This window comes from Streptomyces sp. JHA26, assembly GCF_002005565.1.
In the GTDB taxonomy this organism is placed as follows: domain Bacteria; phylum Actinomycetota; class Actinomycetes; order Streptomycetales; family Streptomycetaceae; genus Streptomyces.
On the sequence record NZ_BDJC01000002.1, the window covers coordinates 41,779 to 67,450 of the forward strand.

Below are 25,672 nucleotides of genomic sequence, written 5' to 3' on the forward strand. Positions count from 1 at the left end.
CGACTCTAGCCGCTGCCCGGGGCCCGGCAGACGGCCGACCGCGGCCACGTTCTCCCCAGCCTCCGGCGTACTCCGCGGGCGGACTGGTTACGCTCGAATACGTGAGCAGGCTCCAGGTCGTCAGCGGCAAGGGCGGAACCGGAAAGACCACGGTGGCCGCGGCCCTCGCGCTGGCCCTGGCCACCGAGGGGAAGCGCGCGCTTCTCGTCGAGGTCGAGGGTCGCCAGGGCATCGCGCAGCTCTTCGAGACCGAAGTGCTGCCCTATGAGGAGCGGAAGATCGCCGTCGCTCCCGGGGGCGGGGAGGTGTACGCCCTCGCCATCGATCCCGAACTGGCCCTTCTGGACTACCTCCAGATGTTCTACAAACTGGGCAGCGCCGGTCGGGCCCTGAAGAAGCTCGGCGCGATCGACTTCGCGACCACCATCGCGCCGGGGGTCAGGGACGTCCTGCTGACCGGCAAGGCCTGCGAGGCGGTGCGGCGCAAGGACAGGAGCGGGCGGTTCGCGTACGACTACGTCGTCATGGACGCGCCCCCCACCGGGCGCATCACGCGCTTCCTCAACGTGAACGACGAGGTCGCCGGGCTCGCCAAGGTCGGCCCGATACACAATCAGGCGCAGGCCGTGATGCGGGTGCTGAAGTCGCGCGAGACGGCCGTGCACCTGGTGACCCTGCTGGAGGAGATGCCGGTCCAGGAGACCGCGGACGGCATCGCCGAGCTGCGCGCGGCCCGGCTCCCGGTGGGACGGGTCGTCGTCAACATGGTCCGGCCCGCGCTGCTGGACGCGACCGACCTGGAACTCCTGCGGAGCACGCCGCGCACGGCGCTCGCGCGGTCCCTGTCCGGGGCCGGGCTCGGCGGGGCGCGGCGGGGCGGGCACGCCGAGCGGCTGGTGGACCCGCTGCTGGCGCAGGCCGACGAGTACGCGGAGCGGTACGCGCTGGAGCAGGAGCAGCGGGCGGCCCTGGGCGCGTTGGACCTGCCGCTGCACGAGCTGCCGCTGATCGCCGAGGGAATGGACCTGGCGGGCCTGTACGAACTGGCCCACGAGCTGCGGAGGCAGGGGATCGCATGAGTCCGGAACCGGACCGGCGGGGAGAGGGCGGACGTCGTCTGACCGCCGCGCGCGTGCTGGACGTCGATCCGCTGCTGGAGGACCCGAGGACGCGCATCGTGGTGTGCTGCGGCTCGGGCGGCGTCGGCAAGACGACCACCGCGGCGGCCCTCGGCCTGCGCGCGGCCGAGCGGGGCCGCAAGGTGGTCGTCCTCACCATCGACCCGGCCCGGCGGCTCGCCCAGTCGATGGGCATCGACTCGCTCGACAACACCCCGCGCCGGGTGAAGGGCGTCGACGACTCGGCGGGCGGTGAGCTGCACGCCATGATGCTCGACATGAAGCGCACCTTCGACGAGATCGTCGAGGCGCACACGGATCCCGACCGGGCGGCCGCGATCCTGGGCAACCCCTTCTACCAGTCGCTCTCGGCGGGCTTCGCGGGCACGCAGGAGTACATGGCGATGGAGAAGCTGGGGCAGCTGAGGGCGCGGGACGAGTGGGACCTCATCGTCGTCGACACGCCGCCGTCCCGTTCGGCGCTGGACTTCCTGGACGCGCCCAAGCGTCTCGGGTCGTTCCTGGACGGCAGGCTGATCCGCGTCCTGCTGGCCCCGGCGAAGGTCGGCGGCCGGGCCGGCATGAAGTTCCTGAACGTCGGCATGTCGATGATGACCGGTGTCCTCGGGAAGGTGCTCGGCGGGCAGTTCCTGAAGGACGTCCAGACGTTCGTGGCCGCGATGGACTCGATGTTCGGGGGGTTCCGTACCCGCGCGGACGCCACGTACAAGCTGCTCCAGGCGCCGGGGACGGCGTTCCTGGTGGTCGCGGCCCCGGAGCGGGACGCGCTGCGCGAGGCCGCGTACTTCGTGGAGCGACTGGCGGCCGAGGACATGCCGCTCGCCGGTCTGGTGCTCAACCGCGTCCACGGCAGCGGCGCCGACGGGCTGTCGGCCGAGCGCGCGCTCGCCGCCGCGGAAAATCTTGAGGATCCCCGCATTGTGGATCAGGACGGCGGGAAAGCTGGAGTTCGTAACTCCCCCGACATATACGGAAGTTCAGATTCGTCCGACACCGAAGACCCTGCCGGAGACCACGATTCCGATCCCCTGCCGTCGGCTGCCGCGACGACGTCCGAGCACGCCTCCGAACACACCTCCGGGGACGCTCCCGAGGGCGCACCCGAGGCTCCGGGCACGTCGGAGGACACGTCGGAGCGGTCCGTCGACCAGCTCGCCGCGGGCCTGCTGAGGCTCCACGCGGAGCGGATGCACCTGCTCTCCCGCGAGCAGCGCACGCGTGACCGCTTCACCGCGCGTCACCCCGAGGTGGCGGTCACCGAAGTGGCCGCGCTGCCCGGCGACGTGCACGACCTGGCGGGGCTGCGGGACATCGGGGCCCGTCTCGCGACGGGCCGGCCCGAGCTGCCCGAGCCCGGCGCCTGATCCGACCGGGGCGTCCGCTTCCGAGGAACGCCCCCGGCCGCCTCAGCCCACGGCCGCGTAGTTCTCGTAGACCTCGTCGTCGAGGGGCACGACACCGGCCCCTCGTTCGTACTCCGTACGCGCCGTCTCCAGCAGTCGGCGCCAGGAGGTCACGGTGGGCCGCCGGCGCAGCAGTGCGCGACGCTCCCGTTCCGTCATGCCTCCCCACACGCCGAACTCGACGCGGTTGTCGAGCGCGTCGGCCAGGCACTCGGTCCGCACCGGACATCCGGTGCACACCGCCTTGGCCCTGTTCTGCGCTGCTCCCTGCACGAACAGTTCGTCCGGATCGGTAGTGCGGCAGGCGGCCTGCGCACTCCAGTCGGTTACCCAGCCCATACCGGCGCCGTCCTCTCCCGAATCGAGGCTCCCCCACGGCGGCAGCGGCATATTCACCGCCGCCAGTTGAGGACGTTACGGAAGGCGGGCACAGCGCAACACCCCCTTCGGGCCCAATCTTGAATGGCCCGAACGGACTATGCGTAAGCGGCAGATCACCCGGGGGAGTGAGCGGGCGACATGCGCGTCGAACCCGGCATTCGGGTCATCCCCGGCTCACCACAACGGACACCAGGTGACACACGAGGTGGATCCGGACACGCACCCCCTGTGCTGCGGACACGCGCTCGCACACACCAATGCGCCCCCCAGCGGGGCCTCTCGGAAGAAAATCGAGCGGGTCCGGAACGATTCGGGGTCGCCGGACGTATTGATACATGGCCGCACTGCTGTGACAGTTGGGTGCAGCTTAGGCCAAGGCATATACGCGTGTCCGGCGAATGAGAACGTAGGCTGCCCCCATGCCAAAGAAGCGCTCGGGCGGTGGTCTGTCGCCAACGCAACAGGCCGCCAAGTTCCTCGGTGTCAGTGTGCTCGCAGGAGCCGTCCTGGCCGGCATCGCGTTGCCGGCCGTGGGCGCGCTGGGGCTGGCCGCCAAGGGTTCGGTGGAGAGTTTCGACGAACTCCCGGCCAACCTGAAGACTCCCCCGCTCAGCCAGCGCACCACCATCCTCGACTCCGAGGGCGGCACCATCGCCTCCGTCTACTCGCGCGACCGCACGGTGGTCGGCCTGAAGGACATCTCGCCCTACCTGCAGAAGGCGATCGTCGCCATCGAGGACTCGCGCTTCTACGAGCACGGCGCGGTCGACCTGAAGGGCGTGCTGCGCGCGCTCAACAAGAACGCCCGCAGCGGCGGGGTCTCCGAGGGCGCGTCCACCCTCACGCAGCAGTACGTCAAGAACGTCTTCGTCGAGGAGGCCGGTGACGACCCGACGAAGGTCGCCCAGGCCACCCAGCAGACCATCGGCCGCAAGATCCGCGAGCTGAAGTTCGCGATCCAGGTCGAGGAGGAGCTGGGCAAGAAGAAGATCCTCGAGAACTACCTCAACATCACCTTCTTCGGCCAGCAGGCCTACGGGGTCGAGGCGGCCGCCCAGCGGTACTTCTCCAAGCACGCCAAGGACCTCAACCTCCAGGAGTCCGCCCTCCTGGCCGGCATCGTCCAGTCGCCCAGCCGGTACGACCCGGTCAACGACGAGGCCGAGGCCGTCAAGCGGCGCAACGTGGTGCTGGCGCGCATGGCCGAGGTCGGCGACATCTCCCAGGCGGACGCCGACAAGGCCAAGGCGGCACCGCTCGGACTGAAGATCAGCAAGCCCGCGAACGGCTGCATCACGGCGACGCAGGGCGCGGGCTTCTTCTGCGACTACGTGCACGAGGTCTTCCTGAACGACCCGGTCTTCGGCAAGACCCGCAAGGACCGCGCCAAGATCTGGAACCAGGGCGGCCTGACCATCCGCACGACGCTCGATCCGCAGGCCCAGAAGTCGGTGCAGCAGTCCCTCAAGGACCACGTCTACCAGTCGGACGCCGTCGCGGCGGCGAGCACGCTGGTCGAGCCCGGCACCGGCAAGATCGTCGCGATGGGCCAGTCGAAGCCGTACGGCTACGGCAAGAACGAGACCGAGATCAACTACTCGGTCGACCACGAGTGGGGCGGATCCAACTTCGGCTTCCCGACCGGCTCGACGTTCAAGCCCTTCGTCGCGGCGGCCGCGCTCGAACAGGGGCGGCCGGCCACCCAGGTGTACTCGTCGCCGTACGAGATGCCGTATCCGGAGCCGGTGCAGACGTGCAGCGGCAAGCCCTGGCTCAACGAGGACGACGAGACCGTCCCCAACGAGAGCAAGTCCGAGGTCGGCCCGTACCCGCTGAAGGAGGCGATGGCCCTCTCGGTCAACACCTACTTCGTGCAGATGGTCGCCGACATCGGGCTGTGCCCGGTGGTGAAGATGACGGACGCCCTGCACGTCGTGCAGGGCAACGGCGAGAAGCTCCCCGAGGTGCCCGCCGTCGCCCTCGGCTCCAAGGGCATCTCCCCGCTGAGGATGGCGAGCGCGTACGCCGCCTTCGCCTCCCGGGGCATGTACTGCACGCCGGTCGCGATCGAGTCGATCACGCAGAAGATCGGCGACAAGGAGAAGTCGCTCGAGGTTCCGAAGTCGACGTGCTCCCGCGCGATGAGCGAGAAGACCGCGGACACGGTGAACACCCTGCTGCAGGGCGTGATCGACTCCGGTACGGGTAAGGCGGCCGGCCTCAGCGACCGCGCCAACGCGGGCAAGACGGGTACGACGGACGAGCGGAAGAACGCGTGGTTCGTCGGCTACACGCCGAACATGTCGGGCGCCGTCTGGGTCGGCAGTGCCACGCAGAAGGTCCAGATGCGGGACATCACGATCGGCGGCCAGTACCACGATCTGGTCTTCGGCGGCGGCGTGCCGGGTCCGATCTGGAAGGACGCCATGACCGGTGCCCTGGAGGGCAAGGAATCCCCGTCCTTCAATCTGGTCGACGTGCCGGACGTGGACACCGACAAGGACAAGAACAAGAACAAGGACAAAGACAAGGAGAAGGACAAGGACAAGGACAAGGGCCGGGGTGACGACGGCCTGATCGGCGGCCTGCTCGGCGGCGGGGGCAACGGAGGCGGCAACGGCGGCACCGAGCCGAACCCCGGCTTCTCCTTCCCGGGCGGCTTCGTCCAGGGACCGGGCAACGGCCCCGGGGGCCGCTGACGCGCGGCCCGCGCGGTGGAGCGCTCCGCGGTGCCGCGGAGCGCTCCAGGGCCCGGATCACGTCCAGGTCGTGACCCACTCCATCATCTTGTCGTAGCTGTCCCAGATGATTCCGCCGGTGGGCGTGCCCTGCCAGTCGCCGACCAGGCAGCGGAGCGTCACATGGTGGTCCTCGGCGAAGTCGAGGTTGACGTCGCGCGTGGTGCCGCTGCCGTTGCTGTTCCAGTAGTAGTACGTTCCGTAGCCGTCGACGCGGAGCTCCGCGACGATGGAGTGACCGTCGGCGTCACGGTCCTTGATGATGAGGTGCTCTCCATAGGGCCGGAACTCGCAGTAGCCGACCTGGTTCCAGCCCGTGTAGATGCCCGCGTTCGCGTCGTCGGCCTGAGCCGAGGAGGCGGCGAACCCGATCATCGTGCAGGCGGCGGCCACGGTGGCGGCCCATTTCGCCGTACGGCGCATGGTCATCTTCCTTTCGTCGTTTCCTACGGGTATCAGGCCTCGCCGAAGGCCCACGGGCCGCAGGAGTCCCAGATCACCGTCTTGCTCCCGTACTCGCCGACGCAGGCCTGGATGACGACCGGCGTTCCTTCGGGAAGCTCGAAGTCGTAGAGCGTGTTGGTGCTCTTGCCCTTGGAATTCCACAGGGTGTAGGTCTTCGGCGTGCCGGTGTTGACATCGAAGATCGCGACCGCCGAGTGGCCGTCCGCCTCCTCGTCGATGATGTTCACCTTTTCCCCGTAGTGAGTGAACGTCACCATGGACGCGTAGTAATTCTTCGCCTGCGTGTAGCAGTCCGTTCCCGCCATCGCGCTGCCGCTCAGCCCGATCGTGAGAGCCGCTGCGGCGCCCACCGTGAACGCGACCTGCTGGTATCGACGCATTATTGTCTCCATTCGACTTTCAGAATGCCGCAGCGATCATCCGGGGCGAAATCGCGACCCGCCACCCCGTGACTGCGGCACGGAGCATGAATTGACGGGCGGAATTCAGTCGGCCCGTTCAGGCCACCCGGTCCTCGCGAACCATGTCCGGCCCGGTCCCGACGGACCCGTGGAAGCCGGCCCCGGACGGCAGCAGGCCGAGCTCGTGCGCGCGGGCGCCCAGTGCCACACGCCCCTTGACGTGCCATCGGAGCATGAGGCCCCGCATCTTCCGCTGGACCGTCCGGTGTCCCAGTCCCAGGCGCCGGCCGATGGCCGCCTCGCCCAGCCCTTCGAACAGCAGACGAAGAATGCGCAGCTCGACCTCAGTGATAACCGCTGGATGATTCATACGCGATTCCCCCATGAGCACGTCACACCCGTTCACCCACTGGTGATCCTAGGTGGCTCACAGCTTCCGTCGACAGCCGCACAAAGTCGACCATGCACACCAACCGTGCATTTAGGGTGGCGTAATTACGCCAGACCCCGGGGAATACGCCGGGCCGGTTTGACGTCTTTGCGACAGAAGTGGCCCTTTGGTCATGGAATGGCGCGATACGACTGAATGGGCAACAGATATCGGGAGATCAGGGAATCAGGAAGGCGATAAAGAGGCCGAGCGGTAGAAAGATACCGGCTGCGGCCATTGCCCACCCTGTCCTCCACGAGGTCTTTTCCCCAACTTTGACGCACAGCCATGTCATCGGGAGCAGGTAGAGGAACAGTGGAACGGAGACGAAGAACAGCAGGCCGGCACCCATGGCATCTCCTCGCGTTCCACGGGGGCCGTCGTCGTCCGGCGGCCCCCGTGGTCCGTCGCCCTACGGCGTGATGTTGTCGACGAAGCCTACGCTCGGCTCGTCACAGTGGACGACGCCGCCCGGGTTGTGCCCCGGCCCGTCGCCGATGACCGGCACCGGCGGGTCGATGCCCCAGGGGTTGCCGCCGCTGCCGCGGTCGAACGCGTCGCACATGCCGTACGCGTGGCCGTTCCCGATCGGCAGGTTGGAGAAGTTCTTCCAGTCGCCCAGCTTGATCCTCTGGTTGGACGGCCGGCCGAGGTTGTCGGTCATCCTGTCGTCGATGTAGAGGTACAGGTCGGGCATGTAGCTCTGGAAGACGATGCCGTTCGGCGGGACCGCGTCACGGTTCTCGGTCTTGTGCGTCGGCTTGACGGTGCCGTCCGCGCAGAACGCCGCCGCGATGTCCTGCCAGATCGGCGGCGCGTTGCCGATCACGCTGCCGAACGCGTTGTTGCTCCCGTCGTTCTTGAAGAACATCGAGTAGATGTCCCCGGCGAAGTTCTGGATCATGATGTTCGTCTCCGGGTGCGCCTTGACCTTGTCGACCCACGCCTTGACGTTGTCGTTGATGTACTTGTGGGCGATCATCGGCCGGTACCCGTGGACGCCGCCGCCGATCGCGCGGACGTCCACGCAGGTCTGGTCCCCGTTCAGACGGGCCCCGCGGAAGTGCGGGAAGTAGACCTGTCCCGGCGTGTTCCCGTCGGCGTACGGGTGTGCCCGCTCGTCGTGACCGTACTCGAGCGCGTTCTCGGTGGTGTAGTCGATGTCGGGCCGCGTGATGCCGTAGTCCGCCTCGATCGCCTCGATGATGTCCGTCACGAAGTGCGGCAGGTGGGCGTTGCCGATCCGGAGCTTGTACCCCGCCCCCTCGCTCCCGGAAATGATCTTCCCGGTGGAGTCGTCGACGATGAAGCTGACCTCGATATCACTCTTGATCTTGTAGCTGTCCTCGCCCTTCAGCGCTTCGCTGGCGGGCTTCGACGGGTCCGGCCGCTGGTTGGCCATCGCCATCCACCACGGGATCGACTTGTCCGGTGCCGAGCCGTCCGCGCGCGGGGTGTACCCGCCGGCCTTGATCTCCTGGTACCACTTCTCGGCCGCGTCGTAGGTCTGCTGGCCGCTGCACTCGCCCACGGGCACGACGGTCGGGCAGCGGGCGGCGCCGGTGATGCCCACCGTGTCGGCGCCGGGGTTGTCCCAGCGCGGCCCCTTGTACGCCAGGCCCATCGCCCAGTCGTACAGGGTCTTCATGGTGCGCAGTGGCGTGTTGAGCTCCTCCGGCATGTCGGAGTTGAGGTCCTGGTTGGGGTCGAAGATCGCCGCCGCCGTCAGGGTGCGCTCGACGAACCGGCCGTTGATCGGCTGGACCGCGACGGCGTCGTAGGCGACGTCCTTGTCCCCCGTGCCGTCCTGCGCGATGGTCGACAGCGTCACCTTGGGCTTGCCGTTGAACATGAACGCGCCCAGCGCCACCCAGCGGTTCTTGCTGCCGTTCTGGTCCAGGACGCGGGTCTTGACGCCCTTGGCGGTGTGGATCTTGTACACGGCGTACTTCTCCTGGGCGCCGTGGTCGGGCAGGTGCACCCAGATCTTCGCGGGCCCGTCGACGCTCTGGCCGAGCGTCCAGGTACCCGTGATCTTCAGCCGCTCGCCCTTGGCGTCGTCGGCGCGCGAGTGGCCGAAGTAGAAGTGACCGCCGAAACCGGCGCCGAGCTGATGCAGGTCGACCTTGGCGGGCCACACCGCGGAGATGGTTTTCCCGTCATGGGCCAGGCCCGCCTCGCCGTCGCCGAAGTCGAGGGAGAAGGTGCCCTCGTTCGACCAGTCGCTGTTGGAGCAGCCCGGCCGTACGGAGGGCGTGCCCCCCGCCACGTCGTCGATGATCATTGCCCCCGAGGGCAGGCCGGAGCGGCTGCAGTTGGGCGGATAGGCGGTGCCGTCGGCCTGTTCGGCGTCGTAGTCCGGCGAGGGAAAGCGGAAGAACTCGTTGCCGCATGCGTAGTCGCAGTCCGTCTTCCACTGCACCGACTGGTGGTACCAGCACTTGAAGTCGTCGCGGGTGCACGGTCCCTGGCCGGGCTCGTTGGCGGCGCCGTCACCGATCTTGGACGGCTCGCACCAGTTGTAGGGGCCGCAGAACAGGTCCTCCGGCGGCTTCACGCGGGCGCGGTTGTACTTCGCGGACCCCTCGATGGTCGCGTCACCCGCGGAGCCGTTCCACCAGGCGGCGCGGAACGCCGGCACCATCGTGCCCGGCGACTCCAGGAACGCGGGCGGGTGGGCGGCGAAGCCGAGCACCTTCTCGGGGTAGGGCCAGTGCTGCGGGCGTGCGGCGTCCGCGGCGTCCTCGTTGCCGAGGTTGTCCTCCATGAACGGCGTACGGCCCGCGTCCCACTCGGGGTTGGCCGGGTTGTTGGCCCAGCCCACGCCCCAGGGCTCGTTGCCGTTGACGTTCTCGTAGAACCCCGAGTTGTAGGCCCACAGCGCGAAGAACCAGTTCTCCAGCTTCGTCGGGTCGCCGTCGTGCACGACCAGCCCGGCCCGCTTGGTCTGGTTCCACTTGGAGACCAGGATCTCCAGACCGGCGGCCACGTTCGCCGCGTAGTCCAGGGCGACCGCGCGCTGCTCGTCGTACGGGAGGGCGGCGCCGCCCTTGCCGTGCTCGCGCCCGGCCAGCCGCATGTGGTCGGTGACCTGGGTGATGCCGTAGCCGCAGTCGGCCTCGGACCAGTCCACGTCCCAGTCGTTGTCGCTGTTGCCGTCGTAGTAGTCGATGCCGTAGTAGTTGCCGATCAGCGGGTTCCCGGTCACCCCGGGGACGGCCGACCGGGCCGCCTGCCACATGTTCGACTCCTGCGTGGTGACGCCCAGCATCACCTGCGCCGGGACCCGGCCGCCGCCGTCCAGCTGGTAGTCCGAGAAGAGGCTCTGCGGCGAGTACGCCGGCATGCCGAGGTTCTTCCAGTTGGCCGGGCGGGAGGCACCGATGTTCAGCTTCCCGGTGATCGCCTTGTTGACCGCCCACTCCACCTGACGCGGCTTCGGCTGCATCGCCTGGTTGCGCGGATCGTTGCGCGGCACGGAACACGTGCGCTCCGACTCCACGATCTCCGTACGCGTCCCCGTCACATCGCCCGGGTCCGCGGCCGCGGCGTCGACCGCCCGCATCCCGGCCGTCTGCGTGCTCGTGCCGCTCCTGCCGCCCTTCGCGCCGGGCGCCTTGCCCGCCGTGCCGAGGAGGGGCGACGGCTCGCGGGACGTCTCCCACCGCGGCGACGTGGACTTGAGGGGCGTCACGGTGAAGCCGGTCTTCGCGCCGGAGTCACGGACCGTCGCGGTGATGTCGACCGGCCGGGCGTCGAGGGCCGACTCCGGCTGGAGGTACTTCGGGGAGCCCTTGCCGTCCGCCCACACCGTCCGCTGGACGATCATGGCGCCCGTGGTGGAGACCGTGGCGTCCTTCGACGCGCCGGCCAGGTGGGTGACGGTCTTCGGGAGGCTCTTCGCGGCCTTGACGCCACCGGTGAGGTAGACCTGACCGCCGCGCCGGGTCAGACCGGTGTCGGCGAGCGGTCCGGAACCGAGCTGGGCCACCTTGTTCCCGGCCCAGCGGCGCACGAGCGCCGTCTCCTGGGTCTTCAGGCTGTCGCGCTGCACGCGCTCCAGGAAGACGTACCCGCCGGCGCCGTCCTTGCTGATGCGGTACGGCACCGTGCCCGTGGTGGCGAGCTTCTTCTTCCGGCCCTCGGCGTCGACCTCGACGAGCGTGCGCCCGGAGGCCGCGGCGATCTTCCCGCCGCCGGCCGGCACCGAGGAGGTGAGCTGCCCGTCCACCACGACGGGACGGCTCACCGTGCCGGTCGCCGCGTCCACGCGGATCAGCCGTGTCTGCTTCTTGTCCTCACCCGGGGACTGCGTCAGCACGGCCTCCTCACCGGTGCCGCACCCCGGGTTGTAGTACGACAGCGACGCGTTGACCTTCAGTTTGGTCACCGCGCCGGTGACCAGGTCGACCACGGCGGTGAAACCACCGCGCGCCATCAGTGCCGGGTCGTTGGTGAAGGTGCGCGGGGCGTAGACGACCACGGCGCGCTTGCCGGAGCCGGTGACGCACACGTTGCCGATCCACTGGTCGGCGTCGAAGCCGGGCTCGGCCAGCGAGGCCAGCGTCTGCCACGCGTACCCGCTCTTCTCCGTGGCGGTCAGCAGGTGGAAGCCCTGGGCGTCGCCGGTGCTGGTCCAGGCGATGTCGGCCGACTTCAGGTAGTCGTCGCCGAGCACCTCCGCACGGTCCTCGCCGGGCACCGAGTCCGGTGCAGGGGCGGCGGCCGGTGCGGACTCGCGGGGCGCGGGCTCGTCGGCCCAGGCGACGCTCTGCAGCAGACCCGCCAGCAGTCCGCCGGCCGTCAGCAGCGCCAGCGGTGCTCTGACGCGTCTGCGTCCGCCGGATCGTGGGGCAGGTCCCGTACGAGACCTGCCGTGATCGCGTACTGTCAACGATTCGTCCTTTCCGTGCTGGGCATGACTGAAGGAAATGGACATACGTCGACGCGAAAAGCGGCCGTCACGCTGCTTTCCGCGTCGTCGAATTCAGAAGGACGTCTTCAGGACGCCTTCAGGACACCCTCTCGGGGAATTTCAGCCACAGTGGACGTTCTGCCACTGGTCGCCGACGATTTTGTTGTACGCCGGGTCGGCGACCCAGCCGGAGAGGGTGATGCACTTGCCGTTGGAATTGGTGACCGTGGCGGGACCGGCGTACTGGGTGAAGTAGCCCTCGTCCTTGTCGCTGTCGCCGCTGTGCCACAGCTTGACGTCCATGTAGTGCCGCTGACCTGCGTACTTCTTGGTCATGTTGATGACACAGTTGGTCCCGCCGTTGGCGCTGGAGTAGTAGAGGTAGATCGATCCCCACGTACTCCCGTTCTCGTCCTTGATGTTGTACGTGTCGATCTGCGAACCCGGGCATCCGTAAGCCTCGGCGGCAGCCGACGCCGAAGGGGCGGCCACGAGATTGAGTCCGGCCGCGACGAGAAGGCCGGACAGGAGCGCGGCGGTTCTGCGCATGGTGATATCCCCACTTGTGTCGATCGGGCACGACTGGTCACACACGTTCCGTGCACAATTCGATCAGGATCGACAATGCGGCTCAACCGTCGACGGGAAATCGGCGTCATTACGCCAGGGGAAGAAGACGGGAGCAATCGACAGACAGGAGAAACAGGGGGAACAGGGGGAACAGGAAAAGCGGCCCGGAATGTGACACGGAGGGAACAGAGCACACAAAGCACCGCGCCTGCCCCGGGGATCCGGAAGACCGGACCCAGGACAGGCGCAGGGACGAGGCGGGCGGCACGCAGGGACGGGGCGCGCGGCTCTTCTCAGCCGGCGGCAGCTTCTGGACCTCAGCCGGCCAGCAGCTTCTTGACCGCGGCGGCGACCCGGCCGCCCTCGGCCTGCCCGGCCACCTTCGGGTTCACGATCTTCATGACGGCGCCCATGGCCCGCGGCCCCTCGGCACCGCCCGCCTTCGCCTCCTCGACGGCCTGGGCGACGATCGCGTTCAGCTCGTCGTCCGACAGCTGCTTGGGCAGGTACGCGGCGAGCACCTCGCCCTCCGCCTTCTCCCGCTCGGCCTGCTCGGGGCGGCCGCCCTGGGCGAAGGCGTCGGCGGCCTCACGGCGCTTCTTCGCCTCGCGGGTGATCACCTTCTGCACCTCGTCGTCGGAGAGCTCCCGCTTCTCCTTCCCCGCGACCTCCTCCTTGGTGATCGCGGCGAGCGTCAGCCGGAGCGTCGAGGAGCGGAGCTCGTCGCGCTCCTTGATCGCGGCGTTGAGGTCGTCGTGCAGCTTCGACTTGAGCGTGGTCATGGGGGCGATTGTCGCAGGTGCGGCGGGAAGGACGCCCGTTGATTTACGGGAGCCCGCGAGGAGTCCCCGCGCGGTCGGCTCCGGCCCCCGCTTCTGACACGATGGACGTATGCGCGCGCGATACGGAGTACCCCTGGGAATCACGGCGGTCGGTGCCGCCGGCCTGGTCTACGCGGCGGGTTTCGAAGCCCGTTCCTTCCGTCTCCGACGGGTGACGATCCCCGTCCTGCCCTCCGGGATGCGTCCCCTGCGCGTGCTCCAGGTGTCCGACATCCACATGGTCGGCGGCCAGCGCAAGAAGCAGCGCTGGCTGCGCTCGCTGGCCGGACTTCGCCCCGACTTCGTGATCAACACCGGCGACAACCTGTCCGACCCGGAGGGCGTCCCGGAGACGCTGGACGCGCTGGGCCCGCTGATGGAGTTCCCGGGCGCGTACGTCTTCGGCTCCAACGACTACTACGGCCCCAAGCTCCGCAACCCCGCCCGGTACCTGGTCGAGAAGGTCCAGGGCCGTCACGGCCTCAACGGCAACGAGCCCGCCGTCGGCGCCGTCCACAACCCGTGGGAGGACCTGCGGGACGGCTTCGACGAGGCGGGCTGGCAGAACCTCACGAACACGCGCGGCACGCTGAAGGTCGAGGGGGTGTCGATCGAGCTGACCGGCCTCGACGACCCGCACATCAAGCGGGACCGGTACGCGGAGGTGGCGGGCGGACCGTCGGACACGGCGGACTTCTCGATGGGCGTGGTCCACGCGCCCTACCTGCGCGTCCTCGACTCCTTCACGGCGGACGGCTACCCCCTGATCCTCGCCGGCCACACCCACGGCGGCCAGCTGTGCATCCCCTTCTACGGTGCGCTGGTCACCAACTGCGACCTGGACACGGACCGCGTGAAGGGCCTGTCCGCGCACACGGCCGAGGGCCGCACGGCCTACCTCCACGTGTCGGCGGGCTGCGGCACCAACCGCTACACCCCCGTGCGCTTCGCCTGCCCGCCGGAGGCGACGCTGCTGACCCTGGTGGGGCGCGAGCAGCGGGGGTAACCCACTCGGCCCACCCGCATGGTCCGGTATGTCCGGCCTTCCTAACGTGAGGCCATGACAGCTCCGATACCCAGGGACATCCCGGACCTGCCCGCGATCCCGCGCCCGCCCGGACTGCTGCCCTCACCGGTCCCGGCGAGCGCGGTCCTGCCGCCGGTCCGGCGCCCGTCGGCCGCCGCCCTCCGTCTGTTCACCGCGCTGCTGGCACTGACCGGCGCGGCGCTCGAGCTGACCCTCGGCGGCCCGGCCCTCCGGGCCCTGAGCCAGATCGCGGTCCAGAGCAGCGTCCTGCTGGCACTGGTCATGCTCGCCTCGGCCCGCCGCGCCTGGTCCGCCGGGCGCCCCCTGTCCGGCGCCCTGACGGGCGCGGCGCTGCTCTACTCCGTCGTCGCCGGCCTGGTGCACCACCTGCTCCTGGCCGACGCGGCGAGCCCGTCCGCCCCGAGCGGGCACTCCGTCGCCTTCCACCTCATGTGCACGGCGGCACCGGCCGCCGCGGTCCTGGACTGGCTCCTGCTCACCGGCCCCGGCCGCCTGCACCTGCGCCAGACCGCCGCGTGGCTCCTGTACCCCCTGGCCTACCTGGGCTTCTCCCTGGCCCGCGGCGAGCTCCTCCTCCCCGGCGCCGAGGGCCGCTACCTCTACCCCTTCCTCGACGTCGACCGGCACGGCTACAAGGGCGTCCTCGGCAACGCCCTCCTCCTGGGCCTCGCCCTCTACGCCCTGGCCGTCCTCCTCGTGGCCCTGGACCACATCCGCCCGGACCCCCTCCGTCGCCGCTGGTAAACCCGATTTCGTGTCCGGGCGCCGGTGGGCTAAAGTAAACGACGTCGCCGCGACGAGCAGCGACAATCGGGGTGTGGCGCAGCTTGGTAGCGCGCTTCGTTCGGGACGAAGAGGTCGTGGGTTCAAATCCCGCCACCCCGACAGAGAAGTACCAGGTCAGGGGCCTGATCCGCAGTGCGGGTCGGGCCCCTGGGTGGTTCCAGAGATCGGACGGGGAGCCGCTTGGAAGGCGGACCACGAACTCGGCTCCCAGACGGCTCGCCGTTTTCTCCCACGAGATCAACACCTGACGCATCAGGAAACCGTCAAACTCAGGTGCGGGTGAGGCTCGCCATAGCGTGAGACAGACGATAACGAGGAAGCCATCCGCAGGTCTCTCCTCATCCGAGCCGGCACCCTCCCAGGGTTCTTGGCCGTGCGGCCAGCAGCGAGGCCGAATGGCTCACTGAGGTTCAACCTCGGGAGTGGACACCAAGCTTCATGCGACGAGTGACAGCGTAGGCGACAAGGTCAGTTGTTGTTCGAACTCGGCTGGTGTGAGGTAGCCGAGGGCGGAGTGGCGGCGGCGTCGGTTGTAGTAGGTGAGCCAGCGGAACAGCTCAAGGCGTGTCTGGGCCTTCGAGGTGAGGCGTCGCCCGTGGAGCAACTCGCGCTTCAGGCCCTGGAAGAACGATTCGGCCAGGGCGTTGTCGTAGCTCGTCCCGACGCGCCCCATGCTGCGGCGGATGCCGTGCCGACGGCAGACTTCGACGAAGGCCCGGCTGACGTTCTGGGCGCCCCTGTCCGTGTGAAAGACGACACCGTCGACCCGGCCGCCGCGGGCGGCGACCGCCATCTCCAGTGCGTCCGTGACGAGCTGGGTGCGCATGTGGTCAGCAATGGACCAGCCGATCACGCGGCGCGAGCAGATATCGATGACCGTCGCCAGGAACATCCACGACGAGCCGACAGCGACATAGGTGATGTCGCCGCACCACCTGGTGTTCAGCGCCGTGGCCGTGAAATCACGCATCACCAGGTCCGGTGCGGGCGGAGTCGTCTTGTCCGCGATCGTGGTCCGCTTCTTCCGGCGCAGATGACGGCCGACGATGTGGTTCACCCGCATCAGCCGGGCCACCCGCTTGCGGTTGATCTTGCGGCCGCGAGCCCGGAGTTCGGCATGGATGCGCGGGGCGCCGTAGGCGCCGTGGTGCTCGGCGTGGATCTGCCGGATCTCAGCGACCGCGGTGGCCTGCTCGGCCTGACGCGCGGCGCGGGCCTGCGCGGTGGCCTGATGCCGGTAGTAGCCGGACCTCGAGACGCCCATGACCCGGCAGATCCGCTGCACGCCGAAGGCGGCGCGATGGTCGGAGATGAAGTCCCAGCGGTCGGGGCTCACTTCACCTCCCGAGCGAAATAGGCGGCTGCCCGGCGCAGGATCTCCCGCTCCAGCTGCCACTCCTTCTCCGCCTTCAGCAACCGCTGGTTCTCCGCCCGCAGCCGGGCCAGCTCCTCGGCCGGGCTGAGCGCGGTGCCACCCGGCGGCCCGGGCGCAGGCCAGCCGGCGTCCTTGCGGACCCACGTACGCAGCGTCTCTCCGGTGATCCCGAGATCCGCGGCCACCGCCGCGTACGTCCGCTTACCGCCCGACGCGCGATACAGCGCGACAGCATCCTTCCGGAACTCCTCCGGATACGGAGACTTCCGTCCCACCTGGACATCCCTCCCTGGACCATCAAGATCCATTGTCAGGGTGTCTGCTCCAAAGGGTCAGCCTCAGCCGGCTTCGTCACCCGTTTCGAGGTCGAGTCGGAGTTCTTGAGTCGGCACCCCGTCCAACAGGTCGGCGGGCGGGCGATCCTCGAACTCTGGGTTCCGGCCGAGGAACTGGACGACTTCAACGCCCACCTCGTCGGCTAGATCCAGGTGGTCCACGAGTTCCGCCGAGGCGGGCAGGGTGGCCGGCAGGGCGCCCTCCGGCGTTCCCTGTCTCAGCCCTTAAGGTCGATCATGCGAGCCGGCTGCCCGGTGGTGCGGGCGATGGTTTCGAAGTCGCGGTCGTAGTGCAGCAGCGTGAGTCCCGCTTCTTCCGCGGCCGCGGCCACGAGCAGGTCGACGGCCCCGGCACTGCGGTGCTCGCCCTTGGCGGTGAGCTCACGCTGGACGACACGGGCACGCCGGTAGATACCGTCGGGCATGGGGCACCAGGTGAACTGGTTCAGCCGTTCCTGGATGGCCTCGCGGTCCTTCTCGGAACGTGCGGAGTAGAGGACTTCCAGTTCGGTGAGGTCGCACAGGGCGACCAGACCGGCGCCCATCCTCTGTTCCCACCCTTCGGTCGCCTGACGCAGCAGGACGCGAGCCAGGGCCGACGTATCGATGAGGTAGTCCGCAACGCTCACCGGGCAAAACCACCTCGGTAGTTGCGCTTGTCCAGGAGGAGCTCGACGGCGAGGGCGCCTTCATCCGCGAGATCCTGCAGCTCGCGCAGGGCGCGCAAGCGACGGTTACGCGCGACGACCTCACGTAGGGCGGTGTTGATGGTGTCCCGTTTTGTGGAAGTGCCCAGCTCCTTCGCTGCGGCTTCCAACGCGTCGTCGTCGAGATCGATGACGGTTCTGCTCATGAACCCACCTCCGTATACATCAGTCAGTGTATCATGATACATGATCGAATGTATCATGCAGGAGGATCGGGGCCAGGTTTGACGCCTGCGAACCGACGAGCACCCCGCGAGCAGCAGGGACAGGCCAGGACTCAGCTCGATCTACGTCGCGGCGGAGCGCAGAGCGCACCCCGTATCGGCGGGGGACTCCGAGATCCCCGCCGTACGACTCCGGGAGCCGTTCGGGAGCCGATCTGCTCCCCAGGCCCTCCCCACACCTCGCGAGACCCCTCGACGCCAAGGACCTGACCAGCGGAAATGCCAGACCGGCAGGTCTCGGGCTCGCCCGAACCTCATTCGGGACGAAGAGGTCGTGGGTTCAAATCCCGCCACCCCGACAGTGAAGTACCAGGTCCTCAACCTACTCACGCGAGTAGGTTGAGGACCTGCTTCGTTTGCGTGTCCCTTTGCGTGACTATCGATTCCCCCGTGTCTACAGCCGCTGCGGATCAGCGCAGAAGATCCCGTTCACGACCACGGCACCGGCCTGGATCACGGGCCGGATCCGCTTCCGGTAGACCTCCTCGGTCACGACCGTCCCCGAGTGCCCGACGAACCGGGAGATCGCTTCCAGCGGAACGCCACGGTCGGACAGCAGGGACACGAAGCCGTGCCGGAGCTTCCGGGGCGTCCACTCGTCGGCGTTGATCGGCCTAAGGCAACCGAATCGCTCGCACACGCCTGCCCGGGGGATTGCCGCAGTGCTCAGCAGTGCTCAGGCTCCACGGCCAGCCACAGTTCGGCGTCGACCTCGGTCTTCTGCGGCGACAGGCGGGTGCGCAGGATCTCAGGGCCGGTGCGGGTGCGGTACGGGTTCGACGGGAACCACTCGGTGAACACGTCCCGCCACAGCTCCTGGATGGCGTGCGGCGCCGGCCCGGAGGTGGTGAAGACCGCCCAGGTGCCGGCCGGGACCGCCAACGTGGTCGTGCCCTCCGGAGCGGCCGCGGAGGTGATCACGCCGTGGTGGTAGTCGAGGACGGTGCCCTCGGCGCGGCTGGGGTCCATGTCGTCGCAGACCGAGACGATGCCGTGCGGCTCCTGGTCCGAGAGCTTCTCCAGGCGCTCCAGGGTCCGCGGGTCGATCCCACGGACAAAGTCCATGATCGCCTGGTTCGGCCCCGCATGCACCAGCGGTACCCGGGTCTTGAGCCCGACGACGGTGAAGTCCGCCTTGTCCACAACGCGGTACCGCATACTGCTGCTCCCCTCAACGGTGAGGCGGAAGGCCATCCGGGACTGGGAGGTGAGCGCGGCGCCGGTACGCCGGGCCTCGCCGGGTCCGATGCCGTGCATGGCACGGAACGCCCGCGCGAACGCCTCGCCGGAGCCGTAGCCGTAGCGCACAGCGATCTCCAGCAGCGTCTCACGTCCCGCGAGCACCTCGGCGCCCGCGAGGGTGAGCCGGCGGCGCCGGACGTACTCCGACAGCGGCATTCCCGCGAGCGCGGAGAACATCCGGCGCAGGTGGTGCTCCGAGGTGGCCGCGATGCGTGCCAGTTCCTCCACGTCGAGGTCCTGGTCGAGACGGCCCTCGATGTGCTCCATGGCCTGGTTCAGCCGCTCCAGCATGCCCGGCCTCCCTTCTCTTTCCGCTTCTCACGATCACCTTGCCGGTGATGGTCGTGAAGCATGTCTATCCGGCGCTGCGGTCGGTGCCGTCTCCGTCCGGACCGGGGGTGTCCTGTCCCAGGCCGCGGCGGATCGCGATCTCCACGGGTGAGTACGCGCCGTCGGCCCGCTCCAGTTCGTACGGTGCCGCCGGCATCAGCGGCGGCTGCGCCATGAAGCGCGGCCGCACCCCATGGTGCGGTTGCGCCGCGTGCACCAGGAACGGATGGCACAGGAAGACGTCGCCCGGGGACCCGGTCGCAAGGGCGAGTGGCCGGTGGTCGGACGCCGCCACCAGATCGGGGGCGAGGGTCAGCCCGCTCGCCCCGTCCTCCCCGTACTTCTCAAGGACCTTCGGCACGTCGAGGTGCGAGCCGACCCGGATCCGGGTCGGGGCGTCCTGTTCACCGACCTCGCTGAACAGGAACAGCATCAGCAGCGCCCGGCCCTGGGAGCGCAGATTGGTGAAGTACCAGCTCTCGCCCTCCGGCAGATAGCTCCCCTCGATGTGCCAGCCCGCGTCGTCCGGCTCCTCCTCGTGCGGGAAGCGCAGCGGGAACGTGCCCAGCGAGTAGCGCGGCTCCCAGCGTCCCGCGCCGACGAGCAGGTCGTACGCGCGGTGCAGGGACGGGGAGTTGGGCGCGGCGGCGAACGGCCCCTGCGCCATGTCGGCCACCCAGTGCACGGGCTGCGTCCACGTCGACGGGTCGTCCGGGTCGCAGCCCGTCTCCCGCCACAGCAGCCGCGCGCAGTGTGCGGCCACGCGCGGCGCGACAGCGCCCTCCAACTTCACGAAGCCGTCGCGGAGGAAACGGGATACCAAGGTCGTGTCGTCCATGCCCCCAGCGTGGAGCGACACCTGTCCCGATCACCCGACATTCCCCGCACCGCCTCTGTCGGGTGATCACCGGACTGACGTCGCTCCGCGTACCGCTTGGCCACCGACGGGTCCTCGGTGCCGAGCTGCACGGCCAGGTGCTCGACCACCGACCACATCACCACCGCCCGGCTCGCCCTGGCACAGCTGCCCAAGCGCTACCGGCGAGGCCGGCGGACGCTGATCCACACGGACTCCGCCGGCGGCACCCACGACTTCGTGTCCTGGCTCGTCAGGCGAGGACGATGGCTGTCCTACTCGGTCGGCATGACGGTCACCGAGGCGATCCATGAGCACGTTTGGACGATGACCGACGTCGACGGTTACCGACACTTCAGCAGAAAGTCGGGGCGTTGATCGATGATGCGGCCGCTGGTCGAGCCCACCTGTGATGAGTTGTGGCCGTACTGGCGAGTGGCAGGCCATGGTGGCCGGATCGCTCCCTTGTGTCCCCTTCGTGCACGTGTCACACGGTTGGATACGGGGTGGCTGGCGTACGCCCTCACGGCTGTCTCCGCTCGGCCGTGTACCGGGTGTTCGGGTGGGCGAGCAGGTGACGTGGGTCCGCCGCGCGCGTGATGGCCGTCTCGACGGCCGTGATCCGGTCCGCGAGGAGTCCGAGTGCCGCCACGGCTCGCGTGAGGGGGTCGTCCTCCGGGCCGCCGAGGGTCCGGGCACGGACGTACGCCGCCTTCACCTCCGCCCAGCGGGCCGCCTGGTCGGCGGTGAGGGTGCCGCGCAGTTCGGCCAGTTTCAGCAGGTTGGTCTCGGCGCCCGTCGTCAGGGTCTGGGCCTCGGCCCGGTAGTGGTCGTCGATCAGGGCCGTCAGCTCGGTGTCGTTCATGACCGGCCGGACGCGCTGGGCGATCTTGTTCATGTTCCGGTAGGAGCCCTGGAGCTGGAAGGGCGGTTCGGTGCGGGTCGCGTCCGACCGGGCGGCCGAGGCGATGTAGGCCGCGTTGACCGCCAGGACCGTCTCCCGGACGGTCAGCAGGTGCCGCAGGACCGCCAGGATCCGCTCCAGCTCGGCAGGCGCGTACGGGTGGGTCAGCCGGTCGGCTCCGGCTGTCGGATCGCCCTGGGCGAGGCGGACCAGCAGGTCGAGGTCGGCGCGGTCGCGGGCGGCGAGCGGGGCGAGGACGGGGTTCGCGGTGAGCGCGTTCTCGATGAAGCTCAGGGCGAAGTGGTCCTGCTTGCCGGTCAGGACGTCGCCGAGGTTCCACACGTCGGCACGGTTGGCGAGCATGTCCGGCACCCGGAAGCGGCTGCCGGACTCGGTGTACGGGTTGCCGGCCATGCAGACCGCGAACCGCTTGCCGCGCAGGTCGTAGGTGCGCGGTTCGCCGTCGCGGACGCCGTCGATGCGGCGGGTGGCGTCGCACAGCGGGATGAACTTCTGGAGCAGTTCCGGTGAGGTGTGCTGGATGTCGTCCAGGTGGAGGAGGGTGTTGTTGCCCGCCTCCAGCGCGAAGTTGATCTTCTCCACCTCCTGGCGGGCGGTGGCGTTCGGGGCCTCGGCGGGGTCCAGCGAGGTGACCGCGTGGCCGAGCGCCGGGCCGCTGACCTTCACCAGCATCAGGCCGAGGCGGTCGGCCACGTACTCCATGAGGGTCGTCTTGCCGTAGCCGGGTGGGGAGAGGAGGAGCAGCAGGCCGCCGGTGTCGGTGCGCCTGGTGTCGCCCGTGGTGCCCAGCTGCTTGGCCAGGCTGTCGCCGATGAGCGGCAGGTAGACCTCGTCCACGAGCCGGTTGCGGACGAAGGAGGACATGACGCGGGGGCGGTGGCCGTCCAGGCGCAGGCGGGCGCGTTCGGCGGCCACGAGGGCGGTGCGCCGCTGCTGGTAGGCGCGGTGGGCGGGCACCTCCTGCTCCGCGAAGCGTGCCGTTCGGGCGAGGAACTCGTCCAGACGCAGGGACAGTCGGCGGTCGGTGATGCGGGGGTGCGTGCCCAGCAGGCCCTGGACCGTCGTCGTGAGCGGGGCGTCGCCGTCGTAGCGCGGCAGGTCCGGGCAGAGTTCGGCCGCCACGGCCTCGGCCAGATCGCCCGGGGCGACCTCCGTGCCGGTGGCCGCCGCGTACGAGGACAGCCACGCCTCGGCCAGTTGGCGGCGGGCCGCGAGGTCGTCGAGTGCGGTCAGGTCGTCGGCGTAGGCGCTCGTTCCGGCCGTGCGGCGGAAGCTGTCCAGCAGGGTGCGGGTGCTCGCGTTGAGGACGAAGCCGTCGGGGGCGGTCGTCAGCTCCTCGAAGAGGTAGGAGGCGGCGGCCTCCGCGTGCTCCCCGCCGATCTCCTCCGCCAGCTCCCGTTCCAGGTCGGCGATCGCGGGTGCGAGCCCGAACGTGTCCCGGGCGCGGGCCAGTGAGCGTGCGCGCCTGGTCCAGGTCTGGCGTGTCCCGGAGGTGGTGCCGTGGGTCCAGAAGAGCTGGGCGGCGGCGCGGGCGGCGGGTTCGTGGCGCAGGGCACCGGCCCCCTCGTACAGGGGCAGGAGCGCGGTGAGGACGAGCGTCGCGTCGTGGTCGTGGACGCCGGTCTCGTAGCCCTCGTCGTACGCCTCCCGTGCCGCTGTGCGTACCAGGTCCGGGAGGTCTTCGGCCGCCGCGAGGGCGGCCGGGCCGTGTGCGCGCAGCAGGCGGGCGGCCAGGTACTCGGCGCGGTAGACCTCTGGTGACTCCGAGGGCAGCGTGCGGTGCCAGTACGCGCGCGTGGCCGCGAAGCCGGGATCGGTGACCGGGGCGCGGTAGTCGGTGCCGGTGACCGCGAAGGCGAGGCCGTCGCCGTCCGGGAGCAGGGTGAGGTCGAGGGGCTGGGTGTTGACGGCGAAGCGGTGGGCGCCCAGGCGGAGGGTGCGGCCGTCGTCGGCGTACAGGTCGGTGCGGTCGCGCAGGGCGCGGCCGGCTTCCTGGCGGGCGGACTTCAGGCGGCCGTCGAGTTCCTCGGCCCGTCCGCTCTCGCCGAGGACGCGCAGGTCGTCGGCGGTGCGGCGGACCTTGGTCACCATGGGGTCGGAGGCGAAGAAGGTGGCGATCGCGTCGGTGTCGGCGAGGGCGGCGCAGCGTCGGCCGATCGTCTCCAGGATGCGGTCGGCCGAGGCGGCGAGTCGCTCGGCGCGGCGGGCGCGGGCGTCGGTGAGGGACTGCTTGCGGGCGGCGAAGGCGTCGTAGACCTCGGTGCGCTTGTCGGCGAGCGCGCCGAGGAAGTCGTCGGACTCCGCGAAGCGGGACTCCAGGTCCTCCAGTCTGCTCAGGAGCCGGGCGAGCTGGTCGTCGCACGCCTGCGGGGTGTCCGCGGCGGCGAGGGCCGCGGTGACGGCCTGCCCGAGCAGCGCGCTCTCGGCGGCGAACTCGGCCCGGCCTTCGCGGTCGGCCAGTGCGCGGCGGCGGGCGTCGAGGGTGGCACGGGCCCGGTTGACGCCGGCCAGCACCCCGGCGATGCGCTCCAGGACGGACGTGCGGACGGTGGCGTCGCCCGTGTCCAGGGCGGCGACGACGTCCGTGACCGTCCGGAGGGCGTCGCCGAGTGCGTCCAGCCTGGCGGCCACCGGGGCCCCCTCGGCGACGGTGGTGAGGGCCTCGGCGTCGGTGACGAGCTCCTCGACGTCCCTCTGCTGGCTCGCGAAGGCGTCCTCGCGGGCCAGGAGGACCACGGCCCGCTGCCCGAGAGCGGCCAGGTCGGCCTCCGCGTCGGCGGCGAGGGCGTCGATGCGGGCGCCGTCCGCGTACCGCATCTCCTTGAGGGTCAGCAGGTGGCCGTGGGCGTGCCGCAGCTCGGTCAGCCCCCGCACCCAGGCCGCGGCCTCCTTCGGTGCCTCACCGCGCAGGCGGCGGACGACGGAGGCGACCCGCTCGGCGGCCTCGTCCACGGCGTCGGCGGCCCGCCGGGTCAGCGCGCGCACGGTCTCGGACTCGGCCACCACCTGCTCGGCCGTCCCGCGGACCGCGTCCAGGGCGTCCAGCAGGTCGCCCAGGTCGTCCTCGGCCAGCCAGTGGTGGGCGTCGGCGGCGCGCACACAGGCGGTGGCCAGTGCCCGGTAGCCCTCGCTCGTCGAGATGTCCTCCCGCGCCAGGCCCGCGACGGACAGGCAGGCGGAGATGCCCCGCACCAGGTCGGCGTTGCCCACGCGCCCCAGGGCGCCGCTCCCGGTGGGGGCGGTGGCGACGTGGGCGTCGGAGGCGTAGGGCGAGTTCCACAGCTGCACCGGGTGCACCTGTGCCGGTTCCTCGCCCTCGGCGCGCAGCACCGCGAAGGTGCCGTCGTCGAACAGGGCCCAGCCGCGGCAGGGAAGCGGGGTGGCGAACTCCTTGCGGATGGTGTTGTGCGACAGCAGCAGCCCGCGGCTCTCCCCGCGGGCGTGGAACGCGTACAGCACGTCCTCGCCGTTGGGCGAGCGGATCTCCCGCTCGAACTCCAGGCCGCTCGCGTCGGTCTCGTAGGTCTTGTGGGCGCCGGTGACCAGGTAGTAGCCGCCGGGGAACACGATGCCCTGGTCGTCGGGCAGGCGGCGGCACGCCTGCCCGACGCCGTCCAGGCGGACGACCGTCTTGGTGAGGGTGTTGAACACCAGGTACCGGTGGGCGTCCTCCTTGTACGGCCGTACGCGCAGCAGGATGAGGGCGCCCACGCGCGCGTGGGCGACGTCCGCGTCGGCGAGCGCCTGGAGCGGCTCGTCCACCGGTTCGTGGTGGATGCCCTCGCCCGTCTCGGTGTCGTTCTCCAGCTTGACGGTCAGCGTGCCGCCGACGGCGGAGACGTACAGCTCGTCCAGGACGGAGACGTGCGGGTGGCGGCCCGGGACGTGGTCCTCGCGGGTCGCCTCGGTCCAGGTGAAGTCGTGGGAGGGCGGGAAGGTGTCGTCGCGTTCGCCGCGCGCGTCCAGGAACGCCGGCCGGCCGGCCTCGTCCAGGGACCAGCGCAGCACGCGGATGTCGTCGGCCTTCTCGCCGGTGCGGAAGACCGCCAGCAGCCTGCCCTCGACCCGGCGCAGCCGGAGCAGGCGGGCCTGCCGGTAGTAGCGGTGCAGGTCCGCGAACTCCCGCTCGAAGGCGGGGTCGTCCAGCAGTCCCGGTACGGCCGTCCCGGGCAGGCGGTTCAGGTCGCGGTCGTACAGGGCGAACACGTCGGCGACCGCCGTCCGCGGGCGCGGGCCGGGCCGACCAGTGGCGCCGACGAGCAGGGCGTCCCCGACGGCCACGACGTCACGCGGCACGCACGCGTGTTCCGTACGCAGGCGCCGGGTGCCGGCCAGTTCCAGCCGTGCCGTGCCGAACTCCTCGACGCGGCGGGCGTCGAGGAGTTCGGCACGGCGGGCGAGTTCGCCGGCCTGCGCGGTGAGCCGGTCGCGCAGCACCTCGTAGGTGCCGGCGTCTACGGCGTCGTACGCACCGGTCTCCAGGGCGGTGGCCATGGACGGTTCATCCCTTCGCGGAGGTGGCGGGAGCGGGTGGTGCCGGAACTGCCGTCCCCTGCGCGGCAGTTCCGGCACCGCCTGGCC

19 protein-coding genes, 1 tRNA gene and 2 pseudogenes are annotated in these 25,672 nt (G+C 69.8%); 7 read left to right on the forward strand and 15 right to left on the reverse strand.

The window, feature by feature from the left end; genetic code table 11:
* Positions 1-101 precede the first annotated feature (101 nt).
* Positions 102-1,079, forward strand: coding sequence for an ArsA-related P-loop ATPase (locus JHAT_RS01535; protein ID WP_077796176.1), 978 nt, complete (start codon positions 102-104; stop codon positions 1,077-1,079).
* A complete protein-coding gene (locus tag JHAT_RS01540) occupies positions 1,076-2,503 on the forward strand; it encodes an ArsA family ATPase (RefSeq protein WP_077796177.1) in 1,428 nt (475 codons plus the stop codon). Before JHAT_RS01535 ends, JHAT_RS01540 begins: the two co-directional genes overlap by 4 nt.
* A gap of 42 nt (positions 2,504-2,545) precedes the next feature.
* Here JHAT_RS01540 and wblA read toward each other — a convergent pair whose 3' ends face one another.
* The gene (gene wblA, locus JHAT_RS01545; protein WP_171990696.1) at positions 2,546-2,881 is read right to left on the reverse strand and encodes a transcriptional regulator WblA; all 336 of its coding nucleotides are present in this window, start codon (positions 2,879-2,881) and stop codon (positions 2,546-2,548) included.
* A 461-nt stretch (positions 2,882-3,342) separates the two neighbouring features.
* On the opposite strand from wblA, the gene JHAT_RS01555 reads away from it, so the two are divergent.
* Positions 3,343-5,622 (forward strand): transglycosylase domain-containing protein, encoded by a 2,280-nt coding sequence (locus JHAT_RS01555; RefSeq protein WP_077796179.1) that lies wholly within the window; start codon positions 3,343-3,345, stop codon positions 5,620-5,622.
* Between the two features lie 57 nt (positions 5,623-5,679).
* On the opposite strand, the gene JHAT_RS01560 is transcribed toward JHAT_RS01555, so the two are convergent.
* From JHAT_RS01560 to JHAT_RS01585, 7 genes are all read right to left on the reverse strand, one after another.
* On the reverse strand, positions 5,680-6,084 hold the full coding sequence (locus JHAT_RS01560) for a hypothetical protein (protein WP_143660337.1): 405 nt from the start codon (positions 6,082-6,084) through the stop codon (positions 5,680-5,682).
* A 32-nt stretch (positions 6,085-6,116) separates the two neighbouring features.
* Positions 6,117-6,506 carry a hypothetical protein gene (locus JHAT_RS01565; protein ID WP_077796181.1) on the reverse strand — a complete coding sequence of 130 codons (390 nt, stop codon included), beginning with the start codon at positions 6,504-6,506 and terminating at the stop codon, positions 6,117-6,119.
* A 118-nt stretch (positions 6,507-6,624) separates the two neighbouring features.
* The gene (locus JHAT_RS01570; RefSeq protein WP_077796182.1) at positions 6,625-6,897 is read right to left on the reverse strand and encodes a LuxR C-terminal-related transcriptional regulator; all 273 of its coding nucleotides are present in this window, start codon (positions 6,895-6,897) and stop codon (positions 6,625-6,627) included.
* Between the two features lie 238 nt (positions 6,898-7,135).
* A complete protein-coding gene (locus JHAT_RS34500) occupies positions 7,136-7,309 on the reverse strand; it encodes a hypothetical protein (RefSeq protein WP_171990697.1) in 174 nt (57 codons plus the stop codon).
* 60 nt (positions 7,310-7,369) lie between these two features.
* Positions 7,370-11,851, reverse strand: a complete 4,482-nt coding sequence (locus JHAT_RS01575; RefSeq protein ID WP_143660339.1) for a hypothetical protein — start codon at positions 11,849-11,851, stop codon at positions 7,370-7,372.
* A 141-nt stretch (positions 11,852-11,992) separates the two neighbouring features.
* Positions 11,993-12,421, reverse strand: a complete 429-nt coding sequence (locus JHAT_RS01580) for a hypothetical protein (protein ID WP_077796184.1) — start codon at positions 12,419-12,421, stop codon at positions 11,993-11,995.
* 338 nt (positions 12,422-12,759) lie between these two features.
* On the reverse strand, positions 12,760-13,224 hold the full coding sequence (locus tag JHAT_RS01585; protein ID WP_077796185.1) for a GatB/YqeY domain-containing protein: 465 nt from the start codon (positions 13,222-13,224) through the stop codon (positions 12,760-12,762).
* A 109-nt stretch (positions 13,225-13,333) separates the two neighbouring features.
* Between JHAT_RS01585 and JHAT_RS01590 the strand changes: the two genes are divergently transcribed.
* From JHAT_RS01590 to JHAT_RS01600, 3 genes are all read left to right on the forward strand, one after another.
* On the forward strand, positions 13,334-14,269 hold the full coding sequence (locus JHAT_RS01590) for a metallophosphoesterase (RefSeq protein WP_077796186.1): 936 nt from the start codon (positions 13,334-13,336) through the stop codon (positions 14,267-14,269).
* A gap of 54 nt (positions 14,270-14,323) precedes the next feature.
* Positions 14,324-15,055: a Pr6Pr family membrane protein gene (locus JHAT_RS01595; RefSeq protein WP_077796187.1), complete on the forward strand. Its 732-nt coding sequence runs from the start codon at positions 14,324-14,326 to the stop codon at positions 15,053-15,055.
* A gap of 67 nt (positions 15,056-15,122) precedes the next feature.
* Positions 15,123-15,196 (forward strand) — tRNA-Pro (locus JHAT_RS01600).
* A gap of 337 nt (positions 15,197-15,533) precedes the next feature.
* Here the strand turns inward: JHAT_RS01600 and JHAT_RS01605 are convergent.
* The 6 genes and pseudogenes from JHAT_RS01605 to JHAT_RS01630 all read right to left on the reverse strand — a co-directional run bounded on the left by JHAT_RS01605 (position 15,534) and on the right by JHAT_RS01630 (position 20,148).
* A protein-coding gene (locus JHAT_RS01605) for an IS3 family transposase (RefSeq protein ID WP_107481791.1) occupies positions 15,534-16,747 on the reverse strand; the annotation gives its coding sequence in 2 pieces (ribosomal slippage) (positions 15,534-16,498 and positions 16,498-16,747; 1,215 coding nt in all).
* A 278-nt stretch (positions 16,748-17,025) separates the two neighbouring features.
* Positions 17,026-17,436, reverse strand: a complete 411-nt coding sequence (locus JHAT_RS01610; protein WP_077796188.1) for a PIN domain nuclease — start codon at positions 17,434-17,436, stop codon at positions 17,026-17,028.
* On the reverse strand, positions 17,433-17,660 hold the full coding sequence (locus JHAT_RS01615; RefSeq protein ID WP_077796189.1) for a type II toxin-antitoxin system VapB family antitoxin: 228 nt from the start codon (positions 17,658-17,660) through the stop codon (positions 17,433-17,435). The genes JHAT_RS01610 and JHAT_RS01615 overlap by 4 nt, the downstream gene beginning before the upstream one ends.
* A gap of 472 nt (positions 17,661-18,132) precedes the next feature.
* Positions 18,133-18,348, reverse strand: a pseudogene (locus JHAT_RS01620) (site-specific integrase); the annotation flags it as partial.
* Positions 18,349-18,404: 56 nt separating this feature from the next.
* Positions 18,405-19,271 carry an AraC family transcriptional regulator gene (locus JHAT_RS01625; protein ID WP_077796190.1) on the reverse strand — a complete coding sequence of 289 codons (867 nt, stop codon included), beginning with the start codon at positions 19,269-19,271 and terminating at the stop codon, positions 18,405-18,407.
* A gap of 64 nt (positions 19,272-19,335) precedes the next feature.
* Positions 19,336-20,148, reverse strand: a complete 813-nt coding sequence (locus JHAT_RS01630; RefSeq protein ID WP_077796191.1) for a phytanoyl-CoA dioxygenase family protein — start codon at positions 20,146-20,148, stop codon at positions 19,336-19,338.
* 141 nt (positions 20,149-20,289) lie between these two features.
* Here JHAT_RS01630 and JHAT_RS01635 point away from each other — a divergent pair.
* A pseudogene (locus JHAT_RS01635) lies at positions 20,290-20,487 on the forward strand (IS1380 family transposase); the annotation flags it as partial.
* Between the two features lie 202 nt (positions 20,488-20,689).
* On the opposite strand, the gene JHAT_RS01640 reads toward JHAT_RS01635, so the two are convergent.
* Positions 20,690-25,585: a DNA repair ATPase gene (locus JHAT_RS01640; RefSeq protein WP_077796192.1), complete on the reverse strand. Its 4,896-nt coding sequence runs from the start codon at positions 25,583-25,585 to the stop codon at positions 20,690-20,692.
* Between the last annotated feature and the right edge of the window lie 87 nt (positions 25,586-25,672).